The sequence below is a fragment of the bacterium genome, from assembly GCA_035281585.1.
Classification (GTDB): domain Bacteria; phylum UBA10199; class UBA10199; order DSSB01; family DSSB01; genus DATEDP01.
Genome location: DATEDP010000121.1, coordinates 1 through 26364, shown reverse-complemented (window position 1 = coordinate 26364; position 26364 = coordinate 1). Strand labels below are relative to the sequence as shown.

Annotated in this window: 31 protein-coding genes and 1 pseudogene; 28 read left to right on the top strand and 4 right to left on the bottom strand. The window is 59.5% G+C overall.

Annotation, left to right across the window (positions count from 1 at the left end; translation table 11 throughout):
* The 6 genes from argJ to VJR29_10620 all read left to right on the top strand — a co-directional run.
* A partial coding sequence (argJ, locus tag VJR29_10645; GenBank protein ID HKY63868.1) for a bifunctional glutamate N-acetyltransferase/amino-acid acetyltransferase ArgJ occupies positions 1-1015 on the top strand: 1015 nt, incomplete at its 5' end.
* Between the two features lie 39 nt (positions 1016-1054).
* Complete coding sequence (gene sctV, locus VJR29_10640; protein ID HKY63867.1) at positions 1055-3181, top strand: type III secretion system export apparatus subunit SctV; 2127 nt, start codon at positions 1055-1057, stop codon at positions 3179-3181.
* Between the two features lie 126 nt (positions 3182-3307).
* On the top strand, positions 3308-4285 hold the full coding sequence (locus VJR29_10635; GenBank protein HKY63866.1) for a hypothetical protein: 978 nt from the start codon (positions 3308-3310) through the stop codon (positions 4283-4285).
* A gap of 72 nt (positions 4286-4357) precedes the next feature.
* A complete protein-coding gene (locus VJR29_10630; protein HKY63865.1) occupies positions 4358-4735 on the top strand; it encodes a hypothetical protein in 378 nt (125 codons plus the stop codon).
* Positions 4736-4786: 51 nt separating this feature from the next.
* Positions 4787-5065 carry a hypothetical protein gene (locus tag VJR29_10625; protein ID HKY63864.1) on the top strand — a complete coding sequence of 93 codons (279 nt, stop codon included), beginning with the start codon at positions 4787-4789 and terminating at the stop codon, positions 5063-5065.
* 96 nt (positions 5066-5161) lie between these two features.
* Complete coding sequence (locus VJR29_10620; protein ID HKY63863.1) at positions 5162-5794, top strand: GNAT family N-acetyltransferase; 633 nt, start codon at positions 5162-5164, stop codon at positions 5792-5794.
* Positions 5795-5911: 117 nt separating this feature from the next.
* On the opposite strand, the gene VJR29_10615 is transcribed toward VJR29_10620, so the two are convergent.
* Both VJR29_10615 and VJR29_10610 read right to left on the bottom strand, forming a co-directional pair.
* Entirely contained in the window at positions 5912-6919 is a 1008-nt protein-coding gene (locus VJR29_10615) for a YcaO-like family protein (protein ID HKY63862.1), read from the bottom strand.
* Positions 6916-7575, bottom strand: a complete 660-nt coding sequence (locus tag VJR29_10610) for a hypothetical protein (GenBank protein ID HKY63861.1) — start codon at positions 7573-7575, stop codon at positions 6916-6918. Before VJR29_10610 ends, VJR29_10615 begins: the two co-directional genes overlap by 4 nt.
* 661 nt (positions 7576-8236) lie before the next feature.
* Here VJR29_10610 and rpmF point away from each other — a divergent pair.
* The 22 genes and pseudogenes from rpmF to VJR29_10500 all read left to right on the top strand — a co-directional run bounded on the left by rpmF (position 8237) and on the right by VJR29_10500 (position 23975).
* Positions 8237-8422 carry a 50S ribosomal protein L32 gene (gene rpmF, locus VJR29_10605; GenBank protein ID HKY63860.1) on the top strand — a complete coding sequence of 62 codons (186 nt, stop codon included), beginning with the start codon at positions 8237-8239 and terminating at the stop codon, positions 8420-8422.
* Positions 8423-8441: 19 nt separating this feature from the next.
* Positions 8442-8681 carry an acyl carrier protein gene (gene acpP / locus VJR29_10600; GenBank protein ID HKY63859.1) on the top strand — a complete coding sequence of 80 codons (240 nt, stop codon included), beginning with the start codon at positions 8442-8444 and terminating at the stop codon, positions 8679-8681.
* 13 nt (positions 8682-8694) lie between these two features.
* The gene (gene rpiB / locus VJR29_10595) at positions 8695-9144 is read left to right on the top strand and encodes a ribose 5-phosphate isomerase B (protein ID HKY63858.1); all 450 of its coding nucleotides are present in this window, start codon (positions 8695-8697) and stop codon (positions 9142-9144) included.
* A gap of 80 nt (positions 9145-9224) precedes the next feature.
* Positions 9225-10511, top strand: a complete 1287-nt coding sequence (glyA, locus tag VJR29_10590; GenBank protein ID HKY63857.1) for a serine hydroxymethyltransferase — start codon at positions 9225-9227, stop codon at positions 10509-10511.
* Between the two features lie 120 nt (positions 10512-10631).
* Positions 10632-11075: a transcriptional regulator NrdR gene (nrdR, locus tag VJR29_10585; GenBank protein ID HKY63856.1), complete on the top strand. Its 444-nt coding sequence runs from the start codon at positions 10632-10634 to the stop codon at positions 11073-11075.
* A gap of 32 nt (positions 11076-11107) precedes the next feature.
* On the top strand, positions 11108-12217 hold the full coding sequence (gene ribD / locus VJR29_10580) for a bifunctional diaminohydroxyphosphoribosylaminopyrimidine deaminase/5-amino-6-(5-phosphoribosylamino)uracil reductase RibD (protein ID HKY63855.1): 1110 nt from the start codon (positions 11108-11110) through the stop codon (positions 12215-12217).
* Positions 12218-12287: 70 nt separating this feature from the next.
* Positions 12288-12950, top strand: a complete 663-nt coding sequence (locus VJR29_10575; GenBank protein ID HKY63854.1) for a UdgX family uracil-DNA binding protein — start codon at positions 12288-12290, stop codon at positions 12948-12950.
* Positions 12951-12992: 42 nt separating this feature from the next.
* Positions 12993-13610: a riboflavin synthase gene (locus VJR29_10570; protein ID HKY63853.1), complete on the top strand. Its 618-nt coding sequence runs from the start codon at positions 12993-12995 to the stop codon at positions 13608-13610.
* Between the two features lie 4 nt (positions 13611-13614).
* Entirely contained in the window at positions 13615-14841 is a 1227-nt protein-coding gene (locus tag VJR29_10565) for a bifunctional 3,4-dihydroxy-2-butanone-4-phosphate synthase/GTP cyclohydrolase II (GenBank protein HKY63852.1), read from the top strand.
* A 170-nt stretch (positions 14842-15011) separates the two neighbouring features.
* Positions 15012-15491, top strand: a complete 480-nt coding sequence (ribH, locus tag VJR29_10560; GenBank protein ID HKY63851.1) for a 6,7-dimethyl-8-ribityllumazine synthase — start codon at positions 15012-15014, stop codon at positions 15489-15491.
* Complete coding sequence (gene nusB, locus VJR29_10555) at positions 15484-15930, top strand: transcription antitermination factor NusB (protein HKY63850.1); 447 nt, start codon at positions 15484-15486, stop codon at positions 15928-15930. The genes ribH and nusB overlap by 8 nt, the downstream gene beginning before the upstream one ends.
* A 16-nt stretch (positions 15931-15946) precedes the next feature.
* Positions 15947-16465 carry a M17 family peptidase N-terminal domain-containing protein gene (locus VJR29_10550; protein ID HKY63849.1) on the top strand — a complete coding sequence of 173 codons (519 nt, stop codon included), beginning with the start codon at positions 15947-15949 and terminating at the stop codon, positions 16463-16465.
* A 120-nt stretch (positions 16466-16585) separates the two neighbouring features.
* Positions 16586-17527 carry an ABC transporter ATP-binding protein gene (locus tag VJR29_10545; GenBank protein HKY63848.1) on the top strand — a complete coding sequence of 314 codons (942 nt, stop codon included), beginning with the start codon at positions 16586-16588 and terminating at the stop codon, positions 17525-17527.
* Positions 17527-18285, top strand: a complete 759-nt coding sequence (locus tag VJR29_10540) for an ABC transporter permease (GenBank protein HKY63847.1) — start codon at positions 17527-17529, stop codon at positions 18283-18285. Before VJR29_10545 ends, VJR29_10540 begins: the two co-directional genes overlap by 1 nt.
* Positions 18285-19619, top strand: coding sequence for a signal recognition particle protein (gene ffh, locus VJR29_10535; GenBank protein HKY63846.1), 1335 nt, complete (start codon positions 18285-18287; stop codon positions 19617-19619). Before VJR29_10540 ends, ffh begins: the two co-directional genes overlap by 1 nt.
* 235 nt (positions 19620-19854) lie before the next feature.
* On the top strand, positions 19855-20118 hold the full coding sequence (rpsP, locus tag VJR29_10530) for a 30S ribosomal protein S16 (GenBank protein HKY63845.1): 264 nt from the start codon (positions 19855-19857) through the stop codon (positions 20116-20118).
* Positions 20108-20635, top strand: a complete 528-nt coding sequence (gene rimM / locus VJR29_10525) for a ribosome maturation factor RimM (protein ID HKY63844.1) — start codon at positions 20108-20110, stop codon at positions 20633-20635. The genes rpsP and rimM overlap by 11 nt, the downstream gene beginning before the upstream one ends.
* 127 nt (positions 20636-20762) lie before the next feature.
* Positions 20763-21500, top strand: a complete 738-nt coding sequence (gene trmD, locus VJR29_10520; GenBank protein ID HKY63843.1) for a tRNA (guanosine(37)-N1)-methyltransferase TrmD — start codon at positions 20763-20765, stop codon at positions 21498-21500.
* Entirely contained in the window at positions 21497-22069 is a 573-nt protein-coding gene (locus tag VJR29_10515; GenBank protein HKY63842.1) for an RNA methyltransferase, read from the top strand. The genes trmD and VJR29_10515 overlap by 4 nt, the downstream gene beginning before the upstream one ends.
* A gap of 4 nt (positions 22070-22073) precedes the next feature.
* A pseudogene (rplS, locus tag VJR29_10510) lies at positions 22074-22400 on the top strand (50S ribosomal protein L19).
* 183 nt (positions 22401-22583) lie between these two features.
* Positions 22584-23195: a ribonuclease HII gene (locus VJR29_10505; GenBank protein HKY63841.1), complete on the top strand. Its 612-nt coding sequence runs from the start codon at positions 22584-22586 to the stop codon at positions 23193-23195.
* Between the two features lie 225 nt (positions 23196-23420).
* A complete protein-coding gene (locus tag VJR29_10500) occupies positions 23421-23975 on the top strand; it encodes a DUF456 domain-containing protein (protein ID HKY63840.1) in 555 nt (184 codons plus the stop codon).
* A gap of 17 nt (positions 23976-23992) precedes the next feature.
* On the opposite strand, the gene VJR29_10495 is transcribed toward VJR29_10500, so the two are convergent.
* Together VJR29_10495 and VJR29_10490 are read right to left on the bottom strand one after the other, a co-directional pair.
* Positions 23993-25507, bottom strand: a complete 1515-nt coding sequence (locus tag VJR29_10495) for a hypothetical protein (GenBank protein ID HKY63839.1) — start codon at positions 25505-25507, stop codon at positions 23993-23995.
* Positions 25508-25516: 9 nt separating this feature from the next.
* A complete protein-coding gene (locus tag VJR29_10490; GenBank protein HKY63838.1) occupies positions 25517-26080 on the bottom strand; it encodes an outer membrane beta-barrel protein in 564 nt (187 codons plus the stop codon).
* Between the last annotated feature and the right edge of the window lie 284 nt (positions 26081-26364).

The following is a 26364-nucleotide window of genomic DNA, read 5'->3' as shown; positions in this document are numbered from 1 at the left end:
CATGAAGGGCGGGAAGCTCCAGGCCATCTTGGTCAACGCCGGCTGCGCCAACGCCGCGACCGGCACCCAGGGCTTGAAAAACGCCTTCGCTTCGGCCAAGGCGGTCGCCCGGGCCCTGAAGATTTCGGAGAGCGAGGTCTTGGTTAGCTCCACCGGCAAGATCGGCGTCCAGCTCCCGATCCAAAAAATCGAGTCGGCCTTGCCCAAGGCCGTCAAAGGCCTGAGCGCCCGCGGCTTTGAGGCGGCGGCCCGGGCCATCATGACCACCGACGCCTTCCCCAAGGTCCACGTCGTCCGAGGCAAAATCGGCGGCAAAAGCTACACGGTGGCCGGCCTAGCCAAGGGCGCCGGGATGATCGAGCCCCATATGGCGACGATGCTGGCCTATGTCTTCACCGATTTGGACCTGCCGGCCGGTGCCTTGAAGCGAGCCTTCAAGAAGGCGGTCGACTTAAGTTTCAACGCGATCAGCGTCGATGGCGATACTTCGACCAACGACACCGCGCTGCTGTTGGCCTCGGGGGCTTCAGGGTTGAGTCCCAAGCCAGGTAGCCCGGATTTTAGGCGCTTCGAAAAGGACCTCTTGGAAGTTTGCCAAAGACTGGCTTGGATGATGGTTCAGGACGGGGAGGGGGCCACCAAGGTCGCCCAAATCCAGGTCCGGGGAGCCAAAACCCCGGCCTCGGCCAAGAAAATTGCGTACACCATCGCCCGCTCCCCCCTGGTGAAGACCTCCTTCTTCGGCGAGGACCCCAACTGGGGCCGGGTTTTTGCCGCGGTGGGCTATTCCGGCGAAACCTTTGACCCTTCCCGAGTCGATATCTTCTACGGCTCCGTGGCCTTGGTGAAGAACGGCGCCCCGACCGCTCCCGCCAACCGGGAGAAGGCCCACCGGCTCATGCTGGCGGACCATTTCCCGGTGATCGTGGACTTGAAGCAGGGCCGGGGCGAGGCCGAAGTTTGGACTAGTGATCTCGGCCACGGCTATGTCAAAATCAACGCCGAATATAACTAGGACCTGACGCGCTCGGGTCCTAAAATAGGGGTCCCCGCCGTGTCCAAATTCAAGCTAGGCAACATCAATGAGCTGATGGCGAAGTACAGTGACGTCGTGCTCGCCGTCTTGGTCGTCGCCGTCATCGGGATGATCATCATTCCGCTCCCGACCTGGCTGATCGACATCCTCCTGACCATCAACATCACCATCGGAATCCTGATCTTGTTGGTGGCTTTGTATGTTTCCGACGCCCTGAAAATCGCGTCCTTTCCGACTTTGCTCTTGATCACGACGATTTTCCGCTTGGCCCTGAACATTTCCTCGACCCGCTTGATCCTCTCCCAAGGCCACGCCGGCGAGGTCATCGAGGCCTTCGGCTCCTTCGTCTTGGGCGGCACCTCGATGAAATCGATGGTCGTCGGCATGGTCATCTTCCTGATCATCACCTTGGTCAACTTCATCGTCATCGCCAAAGGCGCCGAGCGCGTCTCCGAAGTCGGCGCCCGGTTCACCTTGGATGCCATGCCCGGCAAGCAGATGTCGATCGACGCCGACTTGCGGGCCGGTATCATCAACATGGAGCAGGCGATGGAGCGTCGCGAGATCCTCCAGCGCGAATCCCAGATGTACGGCGCGATGGACGGCGCCATGAAGTTCGTCAAAGGCGATGCCATCGCTGGCATCATCATCTGTCTCATCAACCTCATCGGCGGTTTCATTATCGGCGTCATGATCCGGGGCATGGACATGGTCAAGGCGATCACGACCTACTCGCTGCTTTCGATCGGCGACGGCTTGGTCTCGATGATCCCGGCCCTGGTCATCTCGATCGCCGCCGGTATCGTCACCACCCGCGTCGCTTCGGCCAACAAGGAGTCCAACCTCGGCAACGAAATCGTCAGCCAAGTCACGGCCTATCCCAAGGCCATCATGATCGTGGCCGGTCTTCTGGTCATCTTGGCCCTGGTCCCGGGGCTGCCCAAGATCCCCTTCCTGATCCTGGCCGCCGTCTTGGGAACCGTGGCTTTCTATTTGAAGAAGGGCAAGACCGAAGAAGCCCAAGACATCGCCGACCTCCCCAAGGAAGAAGTCGTCAAGCGGGCGGTCGAGAAGCACGGCGACGTCCTGCCCTTCATCATGCCGGCGCCGATCTCGCTCGAAGTCGGCGAGTCCATCATCCCCTTCGTCGACGACAGCCAGGACGGCGGGCGCTTCATCAATGAGCTGATCCCGCTGCTCCGCCACGGCCTTTATTACGAATTGGGCGTCAATTTCCCGGGCATCCAGGTCCGCGGTCAAAACGTCGACATGGAGCCGGAGAGCTACGTCATCAACATCAATGAAGTGCCGGTGGCCAAGGGCCGGGTTTATCGCGGCTGCATCTTGGTCGGCGAGCCGCTGGAGCAGCTTTCGCTCTTCAACATCGAGGGCACCGAGACCATCCACCCGATCGACGGCTCGATCGTCACCTGGATCAATGAGGAGTTCAAAGACGTGGCGGTCCAGGCCGGCTTCCGGATGTGGGACGTGGCCGAGTACCTGATCCTCCACCTATCCTACATCCTGCGCAAGCACGCTCACGAGTTCCTCGGCCTCCAAGAGATCCAGAACATCCTCAATGAGCTCGAGAAGAGCCATCCGGCCCTAGTCAAGGAGCTGGTGCCCAAGGTCATCACCGTTCTTCAGCTCTCCGAGATTTTTCAGCGCCTGATTCAGGAAGAGATCGCGATCCGCGATCTCAAGACCATCTTCTCGACCCTGGCCCAATGGGCCGAGGTCGAGCGCAATACCTTGATGCTGACCGAGCACATCCGTTCGGGCTTGAAGCGTTACATCACCCATAAATACGCGGGGCACTCCAACACCATGGCGGTCTATCTCCTGGACCCCGAGATCGAGGATCTGGTCCGCAACGCGATCCGCACGACCGAAAAGGGGAACTACCTGGCTCTCGAGCCGGAAACGACCCAAGAAATCGTCGAAGCCGTCGGCAAAGAAATCGCGTCGCACCCTTTCCCGCCCGGGGCCCGACCGCCGGTGATCCTGACCACCGCCGAAATTCGCCGTTACTTCCGCAAGATCATCGAGCTCGAATTTCCCCAACTCTCGGTGCTCTCTTATCAAGAACTCTCGGAAAATCTTCGAATCCAGCCCATTGCTCGGGTGGGCTTGCAGCGAGCCTAAGGTGAGCAATCACCAGGCTGTTGCACTCGCTTTGGGCAGGCAAACCTCAAAGACTTGGGCATTGGGGCGAGCAGATCTCTAAGTATCTTAAGTTATTCAATAAAAATATTATTATAAATCAAGTATTTGGCCCAATTCTTGCTTTTAAATACCCACATGCAAGGGATCACTTTTCAGCAGAGTGTCCGAGCGGCCCTCGCTTTAATCGCAATGATGGGTACGATGCTCGGTTTGAACCTCACCCTCGCCCAAGCAAAGTTGGAGCCGCCGGTCGAATCGCGCTCGCTCACGATTTGGAATAGGCCGGTGGAATATCGGCTGCTCATTCAAGAGAATTCGGCTTTGAAATTCGACGGCGAAGCTTTCGTCAAAACCCACGAGGGTCGGCGGGTTAATTATGTAAGCTTGAATAGGGCATTCCTAAAAAAAGAAGCCGAAGACCTTTTTCTCCGCTTTGAAAAAACAGGGGAATCCATGACGGGCTTTCCTATTCCGGCAAAAAATCAACTCATGACTTTGGAGAGAGAGTTGATGATTTCCCAAGGCCATGTCCTTAGCGTTGGCGCGAAAAATAGCCTCAGGGCCTTGCAACTTCATTTCGAGGCCCTCGCCTGGAATCCAGTGTATCGCGATGCCCTTCAGGGCGCTGCCTCTCGGCAAGCCGCCTTGAATCGATTCACGGAAAAATTCATTCAAATTCGGAGCCGCGCCATCGAGTACCACGAGGCTTCCCATTTGATCGACATCGCCGAAGCTGTGGAAACGGAGTCTCAGGCCTTTGAAAAATACACGGAGCTCAATGCCTTCTATACCGAGCTTGCTTACGGAGATAACCCCTATGATGTCTTGTCCCAGGGGCTCGTGGGCTTGAGGGATGAAATGAATCGAGGCGGATCCGTCGATTACAGTTTGGAGAAGGTCTTGGCCATCCTTCGATTTTTGCGGGAATGCCCGCTTTACGCCAAAGCTTTCCGGGGGCCGATGGCCAAGTGCTGCTTGGAGATTTTGGCCCGGCTGCAGCGGCGGGATTTGATCCTTGCGGGGGAGACCTTGTACCGGGAAAACACCGGTCATTTTCGCTTAGCCTTGGTTTCCATGAGATAATTTCAATTCCGGCTTTCAAAAAACTAAAACCAACTTGCGACGTTCTTTTGATGATCCATAATAGTCAATGGAATGGAACGTCCGACTTTAAAATTAACGTTGTCGCTGATTTTAGCCTTCCTCTTCATGGCGGTTGGCCCCTCTTATCTCATGTCGTGCAAATGGGGGATGAAGGGTTGTGCGGATTGTTGCCCCAAAGTTCGAGCGGAAACGTCGGTCGGGGCGACGTTGGATGCCGCTTGCTGCGTCGTTTCCCAGAAAACCATTCCCGCTTTTGTCTCCGCGGCCAAAAATGCGGGCGATGCCTTCTTTGCAAAAAATGTCGGTTGGGTGGGGCGATCCGGTTTAGAGCCGCCTGTCGCGTTCTTGGCCGCATATCCAACCGTCTCAAGCATCCCATCTTATCCGCATCTACCCCTCTTTCTCTCTAAAAATAGCCTGCTGATTTAGCGATTCCCTCCTCATTTTTGTCTTCGGATTTAATTTTAAAAGGAGAAATTTATGAAACGCATTGCCACAACAATGACGTCCGTCATCTTCGGAAGCTTATTCCTGACTTCTGTCGCGATGGCGGGCCTGGATTATACGAGGTACAACGAGAGCTTCCGTGCCGAGAAGGAAGCAGCGCCGTCTCCTGAGGAAGGGAAGCACTTCCAACATAAAAGCAAATACGAGCGAGAGCAGCCCGAAGGGACGCTTGTGCCGCAAAGCGACTCCCAGCGACCGAGAGAGAAGCCGGCCAATAAATACGATCGTCGTAATTGGGACTCCACTCAGTAAATGGTAAAAGCGCCCCGCTTTTGGCGGGGCGCTTTTATTTTGACAATGGCAGGGACCCGCTCATAAGCTGGTGCTTGCTCGGGTGGAGGAGGTTTCATGTCGCGGCAAAAAAGCCTGAGCGAGAAGGTTCTCGGTTTCAATTGGGAAGATCACCTGCCTCATAGGATCGACGAGCACGAACAAATCGAACTTTCCAGCTTCGACCAAGCGATGGAGTTTCACCGCGAAAACTACGCCCGGGTTTTCACGCTGGAGGGCCAGGAAATGCCCTTCCTCGAGGACCCCTTCACCGAGTTCAAGCAAAAATATTACCGGGAGGTCGGGGATTTCATGGTGTTCCGGCGCGATTCCAAGGTCATCGGCGTCTACACCGGAACCCTCATCGATTGGAGCACCTACTATCACCGGAACCTCTACTTTTTGTCGGAATTCCAATCCCAAGGCCGCGGCACCAAGATCCAGGACTTCGTTCATCAAATTTTGCGGAATTTCGGCGTGGTGAAAACCGAAGCCGACATTTCCCCTTCCAATCTGGCCCAAGTCAAGATGCTCAACCGCGCCGAATACAACATCGCCGGCGTGAATTATTCGGAGCGCTGGGGTGTCTTGGTTCGCTTCTGCAAATTCTTGAATCCCAGGAACGAGAAGGCCTTCTTGGACCGCTTCTGTTACGGAGTGAAGCCCCAGCTCCGCTCCTCCGAGAATCCCCCCTTTGAAAAAGGGGGGTAGGGGGGATTTGAAGCGGTCGTAGGAATACCCATGCAGGTTCTGGGGCTTGCCATGTCTTTAAATCCCCCCAGCCCCTCTTTTTCAAAGGGGGGTGTGCATTAAAAATCCGACGAAAGATCAGACAAAGGGATGGACGAGCAGCTCCTCGGGCAGCTTTTCGGCGCCCCGAAGCCGGGCCCGGCCGAAGGTCAGTGGAAGCCTCCGCGGGCAGACGGCTTTGGCTATGAAGATCCGGCTCGCCAGCGAAGGCGGAGTGATGTCGGCATAGCGAGTCTCCGGCTCGGCCCGGCCCGGGGTTTCGGGCGCCGAAGCGAACGCCGAGTGAGCTCCCTCCAGCCAGCGGCCGATCTTTTCCCTGCTCTCGGGCCGGAAATTCATCGCCTGGTGATAGGAGGGGTTGGGAGCGAAGGGCGGCGCTTCGGTTTCGGTTTTTTCGCCCAGCAAGAATCCATACATTTGCAGAAATTCACGGGATGCCTTACGGGTGGCGTCCTCCGGGCTCCAGCCCGCGCCGGTGCCATAGGCGAAAAGCACCTCCTCGCTCAGGGGGAAGGCGAAAAGGCCGTGGACGAAGATCGGGCAGGGATCTCGAGGCGAGGCGAACGCGTACATCCGGAAGCGATATCTCGGATCGGTCACCGGCGGCTCGAAAGCGATCGCGGCCGGCTGGATTTGGCCGTACCAGGAACGGAGGAGCCGGTCTCGCTCCACCAATTCCAATTGGGCGTTTCGGCAAGCCGATCCCCAGTCGCGATGGGCGGCGACGCCGTTGGATTTGGAATATTGCCAAATCGCGGGAGTCTCGCTCGACGGGAATAAATCCGAGCTGGAGATGCGGCCAGTTGGCCGGTCGTCTTGGTCCTTGAGTTCGAAATCGCCTCCTTCCCGGTTTTCGGCCTCGAGGATGCCGACCCTCTCCAACAGCTCGAAGTAGCATCGCAAGAGTTGGGGCTCGTCGAAATCGGCCGCCGCGGCAAAGACCCGTCCGTACCGGGGATGATCGGCGGTCAGTCCCGTCAAAAGGAGCCGGGCGCTCGGGGTTTCGGCGACTTCCTCGTAGAGCTCCGGTTTTTTCCAGTCCCCCGGCAAGGGGTGGGCGTCGGACAACTCATCGAGCGAGCTCATGAAAGCGAGCCCACCCGGGCCGCGAAGCTTTCGTAAAATCCGAAGGCCCGGTTCAAGACCTCGACGGCTTGGTCGGGCTTGACGCCGGGACTCATGAGCCGATCGATGACGTCGATGTCTTCGCGGGTGTGCTCCTTGTCGAGCTCGCTGTGCTTGCCGACCACGCTCATCGAGCTGGCCGGAATCCCGCAGTTTCTTTCGAGCAAGGCCAGCCATTGGGGGCCGGCGATAACGGTGAAATATTCGGAAAATAGGATGTAGGCCAGATAGAGGAGGGGGTCCCGCTCGATGACTTGGCCGATGTATTCGACCAATTGCCGCATCGGGTCCACCAGCTCGGCGGGCAGATCTTTTTCGGCGCTTCGCCGCGAAAGATTCTTCATGTCGTCCTCGGCCCAGGCGTCGTGACCGACCTCCTCCTCGATTTTGGCCGCAAAAAATTCGGCCAAGGCGGCTTGCTCCCGTTGCCGGCTGAGGAGCAGGGCCCGTTTCAAATGGATCGGCGTGTGGCTGACCAAATAGCGAATATTGGCCAAGTATTGATGGATTTGCTTGGCGGTCAAGGTGCCGTCCACCGCGTTCAAGTAAAGCGGGCTGCTGGTTTTGATCTTCTCGAATCTATCCTCGATTTCCGATTTCAACAGGTCTCCGATCATGGGGCCTCCCATTTTGAAAAAGAAGAGTCCCAATCATTGAGATCCGTGATTGGGAAATGACCGGGACTCTTCCGGTTTTTGACATTCGAGCCCTCATTTCATTGAGGTGACTATAAGGTTGCCAGTGCGAATGACTTTCTCATGGTTTCCCCTCCTTTCCGAGCGAGACCTGTTTTCGTTTGGGGCCTAGAAAGTCATCAACGCGAATGATTTTTTCATTGCATCCTCCTTTCGGTTCAAATTTTTTGGGAATCTTGGGGGATTAAAAAGTCGCTAGCGCGAAACAAATCTTCATGGCTTTCTCCTTTCTGCTTTGAGGTTGTTAGGGAAATACCCTTCAACGGACAAAACAGCCGTGCAGCTCACAAGGGCCCGAGCCCTTACCACTTGGAGAATGAATGAATTGTCTGCTTAGGAGAGAGCGAGCGGTGTTTCCTTACTCCTTCGCTGTCCAGAAATTCTACAGAAGCCCCCGGCGAAAAGAAAAGCGGAAAAATACAAAAGATTGCACGGTCCGATGCCTTTGAAATGACTTATTTATTTAAGTAAATTTTTCGGTATGTACATATATAATGCTAATTGACAATCCCCAGGGCCCATAGTACTCAGCAGGCCGCTTTACTAGGAAGCGAATGACTTAAGCCTTTGAAATCGAGCTTTTATGCCAGTACCTAAACGAAGAAAGTCCAAGTCCCGCCGCGACATGCGCCGCGCCACTCACAAACTGACGGCGGTCAATCCCTCGGGTTGCCCGCGCTGCGGAGCGCCTCGCCTTCCGCACCGAGTTTGCATTCATTGTGGCTTTTACAAGAACGTCGACGTCTTGAGGCTCGAAGAAAATATCTAAACCAGCGCCCGAGGTTTCCATGTCCCTGGACAAGAAAATCAAGCAGATCATCGCCGAGCAATTGGGACTGAACGAGGACGAGGTCGCCGACGGCGCCTCTTTGCTCGACGATCTCGGCGCCGACTCGCTCGATATCGTCGAGCTGGTCATGGCGATGGAAGAAGAATTCGAAATGGAGATCCCCGACGAGGACGCCGAGAAGATCGTCACGGTCAAGGACGTCATCGACTACGTGAAGCGGCGGTCTCAAGAAAGCTGAGATAAGCGCTGAAATGAAACTCGTGATCGCCTCCGACCATGGGGGCTTCCATCTCAAGCAATCCATCCTCAAGCTTCTCGATTCACGAAAAATTTCCTACGTCGACTTGGGCGTTGCCTCCGAGGACTCGGTCGATTACCCCGATTATGCCGCCAAGGTCGCCGAGAGCCTGGCCAAGCACGAGGTCGACGGCGGCATCCTGGTCTGCGGCACCGGCATCGGCATGGCGATTACCGCCAATAAATACAAGGGAGTAAGGGCGGCGGTGGTGACCGACCCTTTCACCGCCCAGATGAGCAAGGAGCACAACGACGCCAACGTCATCGCGCTGGGCGGTCGGGTGCTCGACGACGCCAAAGCGGCGGCGGCCGTCCAAGCCTGGCTGGACGCGAAATTCCAGGCCGGCCGTCATCAACGGCGCCTTGAAAAGATCGCCGAAATCGAGAATAAGAATTTTAAATAGCGGAAGCGGGGCTGAAGCCCCTGGCTACGGGATCCTGTAGCAAGGGCCTTTAGGCCCGCTTCCCCCAACAGGAGCCGCCCGTGACCATCCTCAAGGAATACGACCCCCAAATCTTCGACTCGATCCAAGGCGAGCTCGACCGGCAGGAATACAAGCTGGAGATGATCGCCTCCGAGAACTTCGTCTCCAAAGCGGTTCTGGAGGCGGCCGGCTCGGTCATGACCAACAAATACGCCGAGGGCTATCCCGGTCGCCGCTACTACGGCGGTTGCGAGTTCGTCGATCGGGCTGAAAACCTGGCGCTGGAAAGGGTCAAGAAGCTCTTCGGCGCCGAATACGCCAACGTCCAGCCCCATTCCGGCTCCCAGGCCAACATGGCGGTCTATTTCAGCTTCCTCAAGCCCGGCGACAAGGTCATGGGCATGAACCTTTCTCATGGCGGCCATCTCACCCACGGCTCACCGGTCAATTTCTCGGGTCAGCTTTACAATTTCGTCGCCTATGGGGTCGATCCCAAGACCGGCCGCATCGATTACGACCAGTGCATGGACCTGGCCAAGAAGGAAAAGCCGAAGATGATCACCGTCGGCGCCTCGGCCTATTCACGGAACATCGACTACAGGAAGTTCCGCGAGATCGCCGACGCCTGCGGCGCTTTCCTCTTCGCCGACATCGCCCATCCGGCCGGCCTGATCGCCAAGAAGCTGCTCGACGATCCGATCCCGCATTGCCACGTCGTGACCTCGACGACCCACAAGACGCTGCGGGGACCGCGGGGCGGGCTCATTTTGATCGGCAAGGACTTCGACAATCCCTTCGGCCAAGTCGCTCCCAAGTCGGGCCGGGTCAAGAAGATGAGCGAGCTGATCGACTCGATGGTGATCCCGGGGATCCAGGGCGGGCCGCTGATGCACATCATCGCGGCCAAGGCCGTGGCTTTCAAAGAGGCGCTGGAGCCGACTTTCGGAGCCTATGCCCAGCAGATCATCAAAAACGCCCAGGCCCTGGCCGAGGCCCTCTTGGCCAAGGACTACAAGATCATCTCCGGCGGCACCGACAACCACCTGATCCTCATCGACCTCCGGAACAAAGGCATCACCGGCAAGGACGCCCAGCACGTCTTGGAAGAGGCCGGCATTACGACCAACAAGAATTCGGTGCCTTTCGACGACCAGTCGCCGCTGATCACCAGCGGCGTCCGGATCGGGACGCCGGCGCTCACCACCCGCGGCTTCAAGGAAAACGAGCTGCGCCAGATCGCGGGCTGGATCGACCAGGCCCTTTCGAAGCCGCAGGACTCGGCTTTGCATAAGAAGATCCAGGGCGAGATCAAAGAGCTTTGCTTGAAGTTTCCTTTGTACCGGTAACGAATTCCCTCCCCTTTGTAAGGGGAGGGTTAGGGGGGGTGGAACGGTAGCGTCTTAGAAGTCGCAGGAGTTCTACCTCCCCCCGCCCCCTCCTTACAAAGGAGGGGGAGAGTCAAGATTATGAAGTGTCCCTATTGCGGCGATCCTGAAAGCAAGGTCATCGATTCCCGAGTCAGCAAGGACGGGGGGATGATTCGGCGTCGCCGCGAGTGCGAGGTTTGCGCCAAGCGCTTCACCACCTACGAGCGGGTCGAGGAGATGTTGCCGCTGGTGGTCAAGAAGGACGGCCGCCGCGAGCCCTACGATCGGGCCAAGGTGATCACCGGCTTGAAGAAAGCCTGCGAAAAGCGGCCGATCTCGGTCGAAACCATCGAGAAGACGGCCAGCGACATCGAGACCGCGCTGCTCGAGGCCGGCGAGCCCGAGGTTCCCTCGAGCCGGGTCGGTGAGCAGGTGATGCAGGCGTTGAAGGAGCTCGACGAGGTCGCCTACATTCGTTTCGCCAGCGTCTACCGCTCTTTTAAGGACGTGGGCGAGTTCGTCGACCTAATCAAGAAAATATAATAGCGTCATCCCTCGGGATGACATTGGCCGTTATGAAGAAATCCCGATTTTCCGCCGAAGACGCGAAATGGATGAGCTTGGCGGTCGCCGAAGCCCTCAAGGCCCGGGGCCGGACCTCGCCCAATCCCATCGTCGGCGCGGTCTTGGTTCGGGCCGGCAAGCTCTTGGCCAAGGGCCATCACCGCCGGGCCGGACTGCCCCACGCCGAGATCGAGGCCTTGCGCCGGGTGAAAGACCCCCGCGGGGCCACCCTCTACGTCACCCTTGAGCCTTGCTGCCATGCGGGCAAGCGCACGCCGCCCTGCACCGACGCCATCGTGCCTTCGGGGATCCGCCGAGTGGTCGTCGGCGCCGTCGACCCCAACCCCAAGGTTGCGGGGAAGGGGATACGCCTCTTGCAGCGGGCGGGGATCCGGGTCGACCTCGGTCTGCTCCGCGAGGAATGTGAGGAGCTCAACCCTTTTTTCAATCACTGGATCGTCACCGGCCGGCCCTACGTCATCTTGAAGGCGGCGGCTTCGCTCGACGGCCGAGTGGCTTTGGCCAACGGCCGCTCCCGTTGGATCAGCGGCGAGGCTTCGCGGTCCCGAGTCCATCAATTGCGGGGCGAGGTCGACGGCGTCCTGGCCGGCATCGGCACGGTCCAGGCCGACGACCCGCGGCTGACCGCAAGATCGGGCGGGGCGGCCCGCCAGCCGGTCCGCATCATCCTGGACCCGCTCTTTCGCATCTCACCCCAGGCTCGGGTGCTGAATGACGATTCCGGCGGGCCCTGTTGGATCGTGGTCCGGCCGAGCCGAATTTCCGCGGCCAAGCGGGCCCGGCTCGAAAAAAAAAATGCCGAAATCCTGGCGGCGCCGCTTTTGGCCGGCGGGCAAATCGACCTGAAGCGCTTGTTGAACCAGCTCGGCAAACGCGGTTTGACCAGCCTGCTGGTCGAGGGCGGTCCCGGGGTCTGGACCGGCTTTTACCGCCAGAAGGCCTTCGAGGAACTATGGACTTTTCTGGCCCCGAAGTTTCTCGGCGCCGACTCCAAGCCGATGATCGGCGCCTTAGCCCTTCGTTCCCTGGCCTCCGCTTCCCTGAAACTTTCGGGGGTCGAGGTCCTCGGCGAGGACGTCTTGCTGGTTTATTCACGCTAGGTTTTCCCCCATCCCAGAATCAGGCTTCGCCCGATTGCGGCCGTGCATTCTCCGCCTTACCTTGTCGGGAATGAAGGCCGCCGCTCCGGTTCATCGACGATGGGAGGCCCTGAGCGTCTCGGCCGAAGATTTTCTGCCCGAAAAGTACGAATACCCCTCCCTAAAAAAGGCAGCCGCGGGATGCCGCGGCTGCCCCCTCTTTAAGCGCGCCACCCAAACCGTCTTCGGCGAGGGTTCGCTTCGCGCGAAGGTGTTTCTGGTCGGCGAGCAGCCGGGCGATCAAGAGGACAAGGCCGGCCGGCCCTTCGTCGGCCCGGCCGGCAGAATCATGGAAAAGGCCCTGCTCGAAGCCGGGCTGGAGCGCTCGGAGATCTACGTCACCAATGTGGTGAAGCACTTTAAATGGCGCCCCCAAGGCGACAAGCGAATCCATGAAAAGCCCGACTCCGCGGAAATCGCCGCTTGCAAGCCGTGGCTCAAGGCTGAGCTTGAATTGATCCAGCCCGAGATCCTGGTTTGCTTGGGTGTCACCGCGGCCGAGGCGGTCCTCGACCGCAAGGTGACGATCAAGCGGGAGAGGGGGCGTTTCTTTCGGACCGACTTCTCCGCGGCGACCTATGTCACGGTCCACCCTTCCTCGCTGCTCCGCCAGCCCGATTCCGAGTCCCGGCGGAAGGCCTACCGCGAGTTCCTAGCCGACATGAAAAAGGTTCGCCGGCGGCTTGAAATGTAGCCTTGACCCCTTGTCCGGGCCTGGCTAGCCTCGATCCTTCGCATGTTCACTGGAATCGTCGAAGGCGTCGGCCGCATCAAAAAAGTTGAGTCCCAGCCCAGCCATACCCGGCTGGAAGTGGAGAGCCCCTTTTCGCTGAAGGACACCAAGGTTGGCGACTCCATCGCGGTCAACGGCTGCTGCCTGACCGCCACGAAGATTCAAGGAAAGACCTTTAGCGCCGATGTCTCACCGGAAACTTTAAGTTTGACCAATATCGGGGAATTGAAAGTCGGGGGCCGCGTCAACCTCGAAAGGCCGCTCCGCCTCTCCGACCGTCTTGGCGGGCATCTCGTCCAGGGCCATGTGGACGGTGTCGGGAAGCTCGTCAAAAAGGCCTTCGTCAAGGCCAAGCCCGAGGGTTACTGGCTGCTCGAGGTCGAGGTTCCGAAGCACCTTCGGGTCTATATGGTCGACAAGGGTTCGGTCACCGTGGATGGGATCAGCTTGACCGTCAACCGGACCCGGGCCGGCCGGATCTCGCTTTGTATCATCCCCCACACTCAGGAGCGAACCACCCTGGTCGACAAGGAAGTTGGAGCCCTGCTTAACCTTGAGGCGGATATCCTCTTGAAATACCTTGAGAAAATGTTTAAAGCTCAAGCCAGAAAGCGAAAGTGAATTTATGACGGATATCATGGAGTTCCACCGCAGCTTCGAGAAGGTGAAGGCGGCTCTCGACGATTTCAAGGCCGGCAAGATGGTCATCCTGGTCGATGACGAGGACCGGGAGAACGAGGGTGACTTGGCCATGGCCGCCGAGTCCATCACGCCCGAGGCCATCAATTTCATGGCCCGTCATGCCCGGGGGCTGATCTGCCTCTCGCTCACCGAGGACAAGTGCCAGGCCCTCCAGCTGCCGATGATGGTTCAGGACAACAGCTCGCTCTACAACACCGGCTTCACCGTCTCGATCGACGCCCGAGACAACACCACCACCGGAATTTCGGCGGCCGACCGGGCCGTGACCATCCTGACGGCGATCAAGGACGATTGCAAACCCGAGGAGCTGGCTCGACCCGGCCATATCTTCCCGCTGCGGGCCCGCAAGGGCGGGGTGCTGGTCCGGACCGGCCAAACCGAGGGCTCGGTCGACTTGGCCCGCATGGCCGGCATGAAGTCGGCGGCGGTGATCTGCGAGATCATGAACGAGGACGGCACCATGGCCCGGATGCCGGACCTGGAAAAATTTTCGGCCGAGCACGGCATCGGCATCGTTTCGGTCGCCGATCTGGTCCGCTACCGACTGCAGCAGGAGAGCCTGGTCCGCTTGGCCAGCGAGGCCGAGCTGCCCACCGCCTTCGGCGACTTCCGCATCAAGGTCTTCGACAACGACGTCGACAAAAATCACCACGTTGCCTTGGTCAAAGGCGAGATCCAGCCCGAGGACGAGGTCCTGGTCCGGGTCCACTCCGAGTGTCTGACCGGCGACGCCTTCGGCTCGATGCGCTGCGATTGCGGCGCCCAGCTCCACCGCTCGATGGAGATGGTCAGCGAGGCCGGGAAGGGCGTGATCCTCTACATTCGGCAAGAAGGCCGGGGCATCGGCTTGCCGGCCAAGATCAAGGCCTACACTCTTCAAGAAGAGGGCTTGGATACGGTCGAGGCCAACGAGAAGCTCGGCTTCAAGCCCGACCTGCGGGACTACGGCATCGGCGCCCAGATCCTGGTCGCCCTCGGCGTCCGCAAGATCCGGCTGATGACCAACAATCCGAAGAAGATCGTCGGCCTCGAAGGCTACGGCTTGAGCATCGTCGAGCGGGTTCCGATCGAGATTCCGCCGAACCGCTCCAACCTCCACTATTTGGCGACGAAAAAAGATAAGCTGGGGCATTTGCTAAAGAAGGTATAATGAAGACGCCCTCTCCCCTTGCGGGAGAGGGCGCCCCGAAGGGGCGGGAGAGGGGTGGTGGCGCTAAGACAATGCCGCTTTTGCCGCACCCCCTCTCCCGTCTCCGGCTAAAGCCGGAGCCACCCTCCCCCGCGAGGGGGGAGGGTAATTTGGAGTGAAGAAGATTTTAGATGGGAAAGACCGAGCTATCTTTGAAAGACCTCAATGCCCGCGGCCTGCGGATCGCAGCGGTGGCGAGCCGCTACAATCCGAAGGTGGCCGACGGCCTGCTCAAAGGCGCCTTGCTGGCCCTCCAGGAGCTGGGCCTGGCCGAGACCGAGATCGAGATCTTTCGGGTGCCCGGCGCCTTTGAGCTGCCGCTGCTGGCCCAGCAACTGGCTCAGACCCAAGGATTCGACGCCGTCGTTTGCTTGGGCGTGGTCATTCGAGGCGACACCAGTCATTTCGATTACGTTTGCGAGGGCGTGACCCAGGGATTGATGCAGGCCATGCTCAAGACCGGGGTGCCGATGGCTTTCGGCGTCCTCACCACCGACAACGAGGCCCAGGCCCAGGCCCGATCCGGCGACGATGCCCACAACAAGGGCCGCGAGGCCGCGCTCACCGCCGTTGAGATGGCGGTGCTGGGAAAGAAGGTGCGCCGTGGGTAATCGCCGCAAAGCCCGCGAGGTCACGCTTCAGCTCCTCTACGAAACCGAGCTGGCCCAGAAATCGGGCAAGGAAGTCACCGAGCGTTTCTGGAAGGACCCCCACAGCCTGATCCTCGAGGACAGCGAGCTCAGCCCGGCCGCGATGGATGAGGTCAAGGCCTTCACCCGCCAAATCCTGGACGGGGTTTCGAGCAATGTCCGCGAGATCGACGGCCTGATCGAGGAGCATTCGACCCACTGGAAGGTCAGCCGGATGGCCTCGGTCGACCGGAATATTTTGCGGATGGCGGTTTTCGAGCTGCTCTACTGTCAGGATATCCCGGCCTCGGTCACGATCAACGAGGCCATCGAGATCGCCAAAAAGTACGGAACCGAGGAATCGGGCGCCTTCGTGAACGGCATCCTCGACCATATTGCGAAAGCCTTAAAAAAGATTTAAAAGCCTCTTAAGGACCATGATCCAGCTCAAGATCACCAGCGATCCGCTCGACGAGGTCGAAAACCATCTGGCGATGGTTTTGGCTTATGAGGACGTGCGGCCGCTTCGGGGCCAAGCCGGGATGGTCGATTGGCGGCTCAACGGCCGGCTTTCCGAGCTCATCCTAAGAGAGCGCTTCAACGGCCAGCACGGCGAAGCGCTGCTCATGCCCTTGCAAGGCCGGCTGCCGGCCAAGGAATTGATGGTTCTCGGCATGGGCGCCCGGGCTCAGCTTCAGGACCAAGATACTCCGCGCCACGTGTCCATGATCCTGGACAAGCTATTGCTCAAGAACAACCGATCCTTCAGCCTCTCCTTCAGCGACTTGGTTCACGGCATGTTCGAATGGCGCAACGCCGTCCGGCTCTTCATGTCGATGCTCTCGGGAAGGGAAGAGAGCTATCACGTCTCGATCGTCGAGCCCCGGGAATACGTCGACGACGCCCGCCGCCGCCACATGGACTTCGCCTTCGACGTCCAGGTGCAATACAGATAGCCTATCCCTATCTCATACCCACCAAGGAGGTTTGAGATTCCTCGTCGCTTCGCTCCTCGGAATGACATGGTGGCGAGAAGGCTTGCCTCCCGAGCCTCTCCCGGCCTAGTAATTTCCGCGATGACCAATCTCGCTCCCGTCATTTTGGCCCGCGATCTGCGCAAGAGCTTCGACGGCTTCGAGGCGGTGAAGAGCATCCGTTTCGACATCGCCCGCGGCGAGTGCTTCGGCTTCCTCGGGCCCAACGGCGCCGGCAAGACCTCGACGATGCGGATGATCTACTGTTTCTCGCCGGTCTCGGCCGGCCGGCTCGAGGTCTTGGGCATGGACGTGATGCGGGATGCCCGCAAGATCAAGGCCAAGCTCGGCGTGGTGGCTCAGGAGGACAACCTCGACCCCGACCTGACGGTTTTCCAGAACCTGATCCTTTACGCGTCTTATTTCGACATCCCGGCCGCCGAGGCCAAGAGCCGGGCCGAGGAGCTGCTGACTTTTCTCAGCCTCCAGGAAAAGCGCAACCAGAAGATCGACAAGCTCTCGGGCGGCATGAAGCGGCGCTTGATGATCGCCCGGGCCCTGATCAACCGGCCCGAAGTCCTGATCCTCGACGAGCCGACCACCGGCCTCGATCCCCAGGCCCGGCACCTCATCTGGGACAAGTTGCGGGCGCTCAAGGCCAGCGGCGTCACGATGGTTTTGACCACTCATTACATGGAAGAGGCCAGCCGGCTCTGCGACCGCCTGGTCATCATGGATCAGGGTCGGATCCTCACCGAGGGCGAGCCCGACCAGCTGGTCGAGAAATACGTCGGCCGGGAAGTCTTGGAGATCCGGGCGCCCAATGCCACTCTCCAGCCGCTCAAGCAGGCGGTCGATGCCGAGGACGGACGGGCCCAGCGCGAGACCGAGCTGGTCGGGGACACGCTCTATGTCTTGATCCGCGAACGGAACGGCGCCTTGCTCGAGAAGATGCCCGAGATCCAGCAGCTGGACTTCCATCTCCGGCCGGCTTCGCTGGAAGACGTTTTCTTGAAGCTGGCGGGAAGGGAATTGAGGGATTGATGTTCACCTACCGCATCTTCAAAGTCTGGCGGCGCGATTTCCTGGTTTGGCAGAAGTATTTCTTGGCCTCGCTGGCGGCCAATTTCGGCGAGCCTTTGCTCTACCTCTTCGCGATGGGCTATGGCCTGGGCCGGATGGTCCCCGAGATTCAAGGGATGAGCTACGTCGAGTTCATCGCGCCGGCCATCTTGATCACCACGGTGATGAACAGCTCCAGCTTCGAAACCACCTTCAGCTCCTATACCCGGATGGAGGTGCAGAAGACCTTCAACGGCATCGCCACCACGCCGGTCTCGATGAACGAGGTGGTCGGCGGCGAGATCCTCTGGGCCGCGACCAAGGCGATGGTCACCAGCAGCGTGATCTTCATCGTCTTGGCGATCTTCCGGCTCATCCCCTCGGTCTGGGTGGCTCTGGTGCCCTTGGTCATGGCGTGCACCGGCCTGCTCTTCGCCAGCCTCGGGATGCTGATGACCTCATTCGCCCGCTCCTACGATCACTTCACTTACTATTTCACGCTCTTCGTCTCGCCGATGTTCCTCTTCTCGGGGACCTTCTTCCCGCTCGACAACCTGCCCTCATGGGCCAAGACCTTGGCCTACTTCCTGCCGTTGACTTATCCAGTCCAGGTGGCTAGGCATCTCTTCGCCGGGCGCTTTTCGGGGATGGACGCCGTTTATCTCGGCGGAATGCTGCTGGCGGCCTTGGTGATCGGCTTGATCTCGGTGCGCCGCTTGGTGCGCCGTTTGGTGGTTTGATGTTTCAACAGCTCACCCAAAAATTCGGCGACGTCATCGACAAGCTCAAGGGCCGGGCCAAGCTCAGCGAGGCCAATATCGACGAGGCCCTGCGCCAGATCCGTCTCAACCTGCTCGAGGCCGACGTCAACTTCAAGGTCGTCAAGGAGTTCTGCGACAAGGTCAAGGTGAAGGCCCTGGGCGAGGAGGTCCATAAAAGCCTCACGCCGGACCGCCAGTTCGTGAAGATCTTCCACGACCAGCTGGTCGAGCTGATGGGGCAGACCGAGGAGCCGGCGCTCAATTTCAAGCCGCCGGTGGTCATCATGATGGTCGGCCTCCAAGGCTCCGGCAAGACAACCAGCGCCGCCAAGCTCGCTCGCTACTACAAGCAGGAAAAAAAGCGCTTCCCCTATCTGGTGCCGGCCGACGTCTATCGTCCGGCCGCCATCGACCAGCTCAAGACCCTGGCCGCCAAAATCGAAGTGCCGGTCTACGACACTCATCCCAAGGACGATCCGGTGAAGATCTGCCGCAAGGCCATCGAGATCGCGCAGGAGCGAGGCTACGACACCGTCATCCTCGACACCGCCGGCCGGATGCAGATCGACAAGGAGCTGATGAAGGAGTTGGAGCGGATCCGCGACAAGGTCGAGGTCCATCACAGCTTGCTGGTCGTCGACTCGATGGTCGGTCAGGAAGCGGTCAACGTCGCCAAGAGCTTCCACGACCTGCTCAAGATCAGCGGCGTGGTCTTGACCAAGATGGACGGCGATGCCCGGGGCGGCGCGGCCCTCTCGGTCAAGTACGTCACCGGCGTGCCGATTTATTTTGCCGGCATTGGCGAAAAGATCGAGGACCTCGAAGCCTTTCATCCCGACCGGGTTGCCTCCCGGATCCTGGGCATGGGCGATCTGATGAGCCTGATCGAGAAGGCCCAAAAGGACTTCGACGCGGTCGAGGCCAAGCAGATGGCCGAGAAGGTGATGCGCTCCGAGTTCACCCTCGAGGACTTCCGCAAGCAGCTCGGCCAGATGAAAAAACTCGGTCCGCTGGAAAAAGTCATGGGCATGCTGCCGGGCATGGGCCGCTTCAGCGACCAGGTCGACCCCAAGGACATGGAGCGGGAGCTGAAGCGCAAGGAAGCCATCCTCAACTCGATGACCCTACAGGAGCGCCGTTATTCGACTAAAATCCTTAATGGTTCCAGGCGCTTACGTATCGCCAAAGGCTCCGGCACCCAGGTTTCGGAAGTCAACCGGCTGCTCAAGGAATTCGAGCAAATGCAGAAGATGATGAAGAAATTCGGGAAGTTGGGCCTAAAAGGGTTGCGGGGTTTATTGCCGGGCATGTAGCCCTCCCCCCTTGCGGGGGAGGGTGGTTTCGCCGTAGGCGAAACCGGGAGAGGGGGCGTGGCATGAAGCAAATGCTGCTTTTGCCCCTCCCCCTCTCCCCGCCCTTCGGGCACCCCTCCCCCGCAAGGGGGGAGGGTAGTATAGTACCTGGGGATTGATTATTGATTATAGACTTGATCTCCACGGTGGTTCGGGCTAAACCCGCCCACCTAAAACGCGTTTCTTGAGGATTTTTATGGCAGTTCGCATCCGTATGGCCCGTCACGGCACTAAGAAAAAGCCCTTTTACCGCATCGTCGTCGCCGATTCCGAAGCGCCGCGCAATGGCGCCTTCATCGAGGTCGTCGGCACTTACGATCCCCGGGCCAAGAGCAACGCGGTGGTCCTCAAGAACGACCGCATTCAACATTGGATCGGCAAGGGCGCCCAGCCCTCCGAAACCGTCGGCCACCTCCTCAAGAAGAACCAGGTCGCCGCACCGGCCAGCGTTGCCTCCTAAATCACCGCCAACCCCGCGCTTCGTGCCGCTCGGAAAAATTTTGCAGGAGTGGGGCATCCAGGGGCAGGTCCGCGTTCTTTCCTTCAATCCTGAATCCAAGATTTACCCCGACTTGAGCGAGGTCTATTTCGAATCCGCGCCCCATGAAGCCCGGGCCTTGGAACAGGCCAAGCGCCACGGCCGCTATTGGCTTTTCAAGCTGAAGGGCTATGAGAATCCGGAACAAGCCCGCGAGCTCCGCGGCCAAGTCTTCGGCCTGCCGCGGGATCTCCTGCCGCCGCCGGCCCAGGGCGAGATTTATTTGAGCGACCTCGAGGGCTTGGAAGTCCGCAATGCCGAAGACCGAAAGGTCGGCGAAGTGGTCGGCTTTCTTCGAGTCGGCGAGAACGACGTGATGCGGGTGGCCCGGGAGGAGGGCGACGAGGCGCTGGTGCCGTATCGCTCCGAGTTCGTGGCGGCGACTTTGCTAGAAGAAAGGATTCTGCGTCTCACGGAGTTGGCGGAGGATTTGCTTTGAATTCCCCCTCCTTTATAAGGAGGGGGTAGGGGGAGGTAGAGCGTTGGCGACATGCAAAAATTTTGCACGACGCCGACGGCTCTACCCCTCCCTGGCCCTCCCCTTACAAAGGGGAGGGAAAGAGACTATGACCCGACGCTTCGACATCTTGACTTTGTTTCCCGAGGCCTTGCGGCCCTTCCTTGAAGCTTCGCTTTTGGGCAAGGCGGCGGAGAAGAAGCTCATCGAGTTTCACCTCCATCAGCTCCGCGACTGGGCTCAAGACAAGCATCGCCGGGTCGACGACGTGCTCTACGGCGGCGGCGAAGGCATGGTGATGAAGCCGGAGCCCTTGGCCGCGGCCATCGAGGAGCTTCGCCAAGGCTACCAAAAGGGCCGAGTGATTTACCTCAGCCCCCAGGGCCGGCGCCTCGATCAAGCCTTGGTCCGGGAGCTTTCGGACTATGACGAGCTGCTCTTGGTCTGCGGCCGCTACGAGGGCGTCGATGAGCGGATCCTCGAAGGTTGGATCGATGAGGAAGTCTCGCTGGGCGACTTCGTCCTCTTCGGCGGCGAGCTGCCGGCTCTGGCCTTGGTCGAGGCCATCAGCCGGCTTCAACCCGGAGTCGTCGGCAAGGAAGCCTCGATCCTCAAGGAAAGCTTTGCCGACGGCCTCCTCGAATATCCCCATTACACCCGGCCGCCGGAATTCAAGGGCCGGAAAGTCCCGGAGATCCTGCTGCAGGGCAACCACGGCGAGATCGAAGCCTGGCGCCGGCGCGAGGCCCTCCGCCGGACTTTTGAAAAGCGGCCCGACCTCTTGAACCAGATCGACCTTTCGGAAGAGGATAGACGCTTCCTGAATGGCTTGAAGGCTCCCCGATGAAACCCAAAGCCCCGATCTACTTGGCCCTGATTCACCACCCGGTCTACAACCAGGCCCAGGACGTGGTTTGCACCTCGATCACCCCCTTCGACATTCACGACATCGCCCGAACCTGCAAAACCTTTGGAATTACTAAGTATTTCATCGTTTGCCCGGTGGAGAGCCAGCGCCGGCTAGCCCAGCGGATCATGGACCATTGGCTGGTGGGGGTGGGGGCCGAGATGAACGTCACCCGGAAGGAGGCTTTCGAGCTGGTTTCGCTGGTCCCCAGCCTTGAAGATGCCTGTTTGACAATACAAAATGAAATTGGTAGCTCACCCCGCCTCGTCGGCACCTCGGCCAAACGGGGCCCGAACCGCATCGGTTACCGGGACTTTCAGAATCAGCTCCAAGAGAGCGAGGATCCTCATCTTTTGCTCTTCGGAACCGGCTGGGGGATGACCGAGGAATTGCTCGCCAAGACTCAGGCGATGCTGGAGCCGATCGGCTCCCAAGAGGACGGGTCTTACAATCATTTACCGGTGCGGGCCGCCGTGGCCATCACCCTCGACCGACTGTTGGAAAGGTAGTTTTATGCATTCGCTTCTCGATTTCGAAAAATCCCAGCTGCGCAGCGACATTCCCCACTTCAAGGTCGGCGACACCGTTCGCGTTTATTGCAAAGTCAAAGAAGGCGACAAGGAGCGGGTTCAGCTCTTCGAAGGCGTGGTCATCGCCCGGCACAACGGCGGGCTCCGCTCCAGCTTCACCGTTCGCAAGGTCAGCTACGGCATCGGCGTCGAAAGAATTTTCCCGCTTCACGCGCCTTTCATCGACCGGGTCGAGCTCGGCACCGTCGGCAAGGTCCGCCGGGCCAAGCTTTACTACCTGCGTCATCTTTCCGGCAAGAAGGCCCGCATTTTCGCCAAGGACACCCGAGGCCTTGGGGTGGCGGTGGCGGCGGCTCCCGAGGGAGCTCCGCCGGCTGAGACCGCGCCGGAATCGACTCCGGCTTAAGTCATCCTGAGGAGCGAAGCGACGAAGGATGACAGATCCGATAATTTCCCTTGAAAAAAAATCGGCCCGGGCTCATTCCGAAAGCAGATGGGTCTCTACGCCTCGCAAAAAGCCTTTCACGACGAAGGCTACCGGGTCATCGCCGGGGTCGATGAGGTCGGCCGCGGCTGCTTGGCCGGCCCGGTCTGTGCCGCGGCGGTCATTTTACCGATTGGACTTCGGATTCCCAAGCTCGACGATTCCAAAAAACTCAAGCCCGAGATCCGAGAACAGGTCAGCGCCGTCGTTTTGCAAAAGGCCCTCGCTTGGCACATCGTCATGGTGTCGGTCGAAGAGATCGACAAGCTGAACATTCTCTGGGCCTCGATGAAAGCGATGAAGCTGGCGGTCGAGGGTTTGGCGCAGGCCCCGGACCTGCTGCTGGTCGACGGCAATCGCGAAGCCGACCTGCCGATCCCGCAACGGGCCATCGTCGAGGGCGACGGCCGCTGCGCCTCGATCGCGGCCGCCAGCGTGATCGCCAAGGTCGCCCGGGACCGCTACATGGCCGAGCAGCAAGAGGTCTATCCGGGCTTCAGCTTCGCCAGTCACAAAGGTTATGGCACGCCCCAACACCTTCGGGAGCTCGACCTCCATGGGCCGACACCGCTGCACCGGCGGACTTTCTCGCCGGTGCTGCAGGCGGAGCTATTTGATTAAGGTCATCCTGAGCGAAGCGAAGGATCTGCGACCCACCAATGTCCTTGGTAAGTGCTAAGCCCCTTCGCGTTTTCCGGGAAATTCCGTGGGGACGAGGGGGCTTTGGGTTTACGCAGTTCCTTGGCCAGTCGCAGATCCTTCCCCCCAGTCTCACTCGAACCTCGCGGCGTTCGACTGGGGCCCCCCGGTCAGGATGACAGGAGCGCTCAGGAAGATTCTCGCTAGATGAACTATATTTCTTCCCTCTGGCAAAAAATTCCCTGGTCCGACCTGGGCCGGCTCGGTGGCTTGGGCTTCGTCTTCCTCTGCATCGTCCTCGGCGTCTTGATGGTCCCTTTGGGTCTCCCCGGAACTTGGCTGATCGTGGCCGGTTCGGTGCTTTACTCCTTTTTCTTCAGCTTCGACGGCGGCGGCGCCTCGCCTTGGGCGGTCAACGCGATCTTGATCGGCCTGGCGGTTTTCGGCGAGATCGTCGAGTTCTTCATCGGCACCCTCGGCAGCAAGCCGCTCAAGGTCAGCAACGGCGCCATCGTCTGCGCCTTCATCGGCGGCATCGTCGGAGCGATCGTCGGCGTGCCGATCTTTTTGATCGGCGCGATCCTGGGTGTTTTCATCGGCGCCTTCATCGGCGCCTTCGTTTGGGAATGGGTTCACCTGAAAAGTTTCGGCCGAGCCCTCACCAATGCGCTGGCGGTCTTGGCCACCAAGGTCGTGGCGACTTTCCTCAAGACGGCGTTGGCGATCGGAATGGGTATCTACTTGGCGTTCAAGCTTTTTTAGCGTGACTCCGGATTTCCCTATTCCACCTTGCGTTGCTTGATGGCCTTTTTCTTCCCGGCCTCGACCTCGTTCCAAATGACGTCGATGGTCTTGAGGCCGAGGAGGAACTTCCCTTCGAAGCCCAGGGCCGCCAGGATCTCGGGGCTGGTCAGGAGGAGGTTCTTGTAGGCGGTGCGGTGATGGAGCGGGAAGAGCTCGCCGAAATCGCGCGGCGCGACGGCGTGGATCGGATTGGCCGCGGCATTTTCCCGGAAAGTCTCGAAGTCGCTCTTCTCGGTCGGGAAGAGCAGGCCCGACTCCTCGGTTTCCTTGTTTTCGATCGGGAAGTGGAGTTGAAGCCGGCCGTCGGAAAAGGGCATCAGCTTTTTCAGGGTTTGGGTGATTTTGTCGTGCAGGGCCTGGAAGCCGTCGGCCGGCAGGTCCAGCTGGTCGGCGGCCAGCAAGTAGCTCACCGTCAGGTAGGCCAAGCCTTGAGGATCGTCTTGGGCCGGCTGATAAATGTTGAGGTGCAGGAAGTTGGGGCCGGTCAGCTCGGCCTCGGGATCGCCGATGAAGAGCAGGTTTTCGCGCATCCCCATCGGGATCACTTTCGGGTCAAGCCGGTACTGGATGCTGAAGTGGTAGAAGCGGGGCTTGATGCCGTCGATCCGCTTGAGCAGCCGGCGGGTCCAGAAATTGCGCGGCAGGTAATTCTTCAGCCCTCGAACCTCGTCGTTCCATAGGAGGTAGCGGCAGCCGATCATCCCGTCGAAGCCGCCGAGCTGGACGCCTTTGACTCGGCGCTTTTCAAATTGGACCCGCTCGATGGCGGCCTCGTTTTTAACCCGGCCGCCGAAGGACTCGATCTTGTCGAGGAAGAGCTTCTTCAGATGGCCGATCCCGCCCTTCACCTCGAAGAGGACGCAATTCTCGTTACTGAGGGCCTTGGCGATCTGATAGGTGAAGGGATTCTCCGAATGGGTTTGGGAGAGCATCTTGAGCTGGCCCTCGAGGAAGGCTCGGACCTCGCCGTCGGCGCCGAGCCGGGCGACGTAATCCGAAACCCGCTGGCTCAAGCCGGTCTGCTGGACGAATTTTTTAAAGCGCCAGCGCTTGCGGAGGCCTTGGGGCAGGATCAGCTCCTGCAAGGCCTCGGCGTCGAGGGTCGCGTCGAAGTGGTCCATCGCTTCGTAGAAGGCCTTGATGCTCTCGAAATCCTGGGGGAACTCCCGCTTCAGCTCGCGGAAGAGCCGCTCGCGGTCGCGGAAGACGTCGATCCGGTGCTTCGGCATCACCGTCTGGTAGGGAATCTCCAGCCGGGAGACGATATTGAGCTCGTGGTCGGTGATCGAAAGCCGGCCGAGAATGCTCTTGAAGAGCCGGCTTTCGAGGTGGGTGATGAGGTTGGGCTGGATGTTCTTCTTCTGGAGCGACACGTCGCGGTCGAGGTTGAGGACGGTGACCGCCAAGCCGCGCTTGGCCAGGAAGGCGCCGGTGATGAGCCCCGCCAGATCCGTTCCGATGATGAGGATGTCGCTGTATTGTTCCGCCATATCCTTTCTCTAGAAATGCCAGACCACGTTGCCGACCAGTCCCAAATCGATGAGGGCCGCCGAGTTGTTTCCGCCCTGAATGAGGGCGATGGGCCGGAACTTCACCGCGAAGCCCAGCGAGAGTCGGTCGATCACGTAAAAGTCGACTCCGGCGCCGAGATTGCCGCCGACGCCGACGCCCCCGCTGTCGTTGTCGATGTCGCCCTCGGTGAGCACGTAGATCCCGAGGCCGGCGAAGACGTAGGGCTCGACCGTGGCCTCCTGGGAGCGGGGATAGAACTTGAGCTCCACGGTCGGGACGCCGAGCAGCAACATGTCGTCGTCGCCCTCCGAGATCCCGGTGCCATCGTGGAAGGAGACGAAGAGGTCGGCCTCGATGCTCCAACGCTGGTTGAAGCGATAATCGACCGCGATGCCGCCGCCGGGCCCGATCTTGAGCTCGGGATCGCTGTCGGTGAGGAAGAAGTTTCCCATGCCTTGGAGGCCGACCGACCAGCCTTCGCGGGCCTGAGATTGAGAGGAGAAGGCAAGGGCCGTCAGCGCGGCCAAGGCGATTGTCAATTTTTTCAGCATCCGAGGTCCTTTATTTGTCATCCCGAGCGTAGCGAGGGATCCTTGCGGAGTTTTTGGCGCCAATGGCCTCCGCAGAGATTCCTCGTCGCTTGGCTCCTCGGAATGACATACCGCCCCTTATCTCAAAAAAACCTTCCGTCCTTCAACCTTGACCTTTCCCTCGGCGATTTTTTGCAGGCAAGAAGAGTACAATTGATGCTCTTCGGCCAAAATTCTGTCCGAAAGGCTCGTCTCGTCGTCCTCCGGCAGGACCCGCACCACCCTTTGGTCGATGATGGGCCCGC

What these genes read in the sequence shown, in the direction of transcription:
- VJR29_10500 (HKY63840.1), top strand. Translation starts at nt 23,421, where the DNA reads ATGAACTATATTTCTTCCCTCTGGCAAAAAATTCCCTGGTCCGACCTG.
- VJR29_10620 (HKY63863.1), top strand. Translation starts at nt 5,162, where the DNA reads ATGTCGCGGCAAAAAAGCCTGAGCGAGAAGGTTCTCGGTTTCAATTGG.
- nrdR (HKY63856.1), top strand. Translation starts at nt 10,632, where the DNA reads ATGAAGTGTCCCTATTGCGGCGATCCTGAAAGCAAGGTCATCGATTCC.
- acpP (HKY63859.1), top strand. Translation starts at nt 8,442, where the DNA reads ATGTCCCTGGACAAGAAAATCAAGCAGATCATCGCCGAGCAATTGGGA.
- VJR29_10630 (HKY63865.1), top strand. Translation starts at nt 4,358, where the DNA reads ATGGAACGTCCGACTTTAAAATTAACGTTGTCGCTGATTTTAGCCTTC.
- VJR29_10495 (HKY63839.1), bottom strand. Translation starts at nt 25,507, where the DNA reads ATGGCGGAACAATACAGCGACATCCTCATCATCGGAACGGATCTGGCG.
- VJR29_10550 (HKY63849.1), top strand. Translation starts at nt 15,947, where the DNA reads ATGATCCAGCTCAAGATCACCAGCGATCCGCTCGACGAGGTCGAAAAC.
- VJR29_10570 (HKY63853.1), top strand. Translation starts at nt 12,993, where the DNA reads ATGTTCACTGGAATCGTCGAAGGCGTCGGCCGCATCAAAAAAGTTGAG.
- VJR29_10545 (HKY63848.1), top strand. Translation starts at nt 16,586, where the DNA reads ATGACCAATCTCGCTCCCGTCATTTTGGCCCGCGATCTGCGCAAGAGC.
- rpmF (HKY63860.1), top strand. Translation starts at nt 8,237, where the DNA reads ATGCCAGTACCTAAACGAAGAAAGTCCAAGTCCCGCCGCGACATGCGC.
- rpsP (HKY63845.1), top strand. Translation starts at nt 19,855, where the DNA reads ATGGCAGTTCGCATCCGTATGGCCCGTCACGGCACTAAGAAAAAGCCC.
- trmD (HKY63843.1), top strand. Translation starts at nt 20,763, where the DNA reads ATGACCCGACGCTTCGACATCTTGACTTTGTTTCCCGAGGCCTTGCGG.
- ribH (HKY63851.1), top strand. Translation starts at nt 15,012, where the DNA reads ATGGGAAAGACCGAGCTATCTTTGAAAGACCTCAATGCCCGCGGCCTG.
- VJR29_10575 (HKY63854.1), top strand. Translation starts at nt 12,288, where the DNA reads ATGAAGGCCGCCGCTCCGGTTCATCGACGATGGGAGGCCCTGAGCGTC.
- VJR29_10615 (HKY63862.1), bottom strand. Translation starts at nt 6,919, where the DNA reads ATGAGCTCGCTCGATGAGTTGTCCGACGCCCACCCCTTGCCGGGGGAC.
- rpiB (HKY63858.1), top strand. Translation starts at nt 8,695, where the DNA reads ATGAAACTCGTGATCGCCTCCGACCATGGGGGCTTCCATCTCAAGCAA.
- VJR29_10505 (HKY63841.1), top strand. Translation starts at nt 22,584, where the DNA reads ATGGGTCTCTACGCCTCGCAAAAAGCCTTTCACGACGAAGGCTACCGG.
- VJR29_10540 (HKY63847.1), top strand. Translation starts at nt 17,527, where the DNA reads ATGTTCACCTACCGCATCTTCAAAGTCTGGCGGCGCGATTTCCTGGTT.
- VJR29_10610 (HKY63861.1), bottom strand. Translation starts at nt 7,575, where the DNA reads ATGATCGGAGACCTGTTGAAATCGGAAATCGAGGATAGATTCGAGAAG.
- VJR29_10515 (HKY63842.1), top strand. Translation starts at nt 21,497, where the DNA reads ATGAAACCCAAAGCCCCGATCTACTTGGCCCTGATTCACCACCCGGTC.
- ribD (HKY63855.1), top strand. Translation starts at nt 11,108, where the DNA reads ATGAAGAAATCCCGATTTTCCGCCGAAGACGCGAAATGGATGAGCTTG.
- VJR29_10625 (HKY63864.1), top strand. Translation starts at nt 4,787, where the DNA reads ATGAAACGCATTGCCACAACAATGACGTCCGTCATCTTCGGAAGCTTA.
- VJR29_10565 (HKY63852.1), top strand. Translation starts at nt 13,615, where the DNA reads ATGACGGATATCATGGAGTTCCACCGCAGCTTCGAGAAGGTGAAGGCG.
- ffh (HKY63846.1), top strand. Translation starts at nt 18,285, where the DNA reads ATGTTTCAACAGCTCACCCAAAAATTCGGCGACGTCATCGACAAGCTC.
- VJR29_10490 (HKY63838.1), bottom strand. Translation starts at nt 26,080, where the DNA reads ATGCTGAAAAAATTGACAATCGCCTTGGCCGCGCTGACGGCCCTTGCC.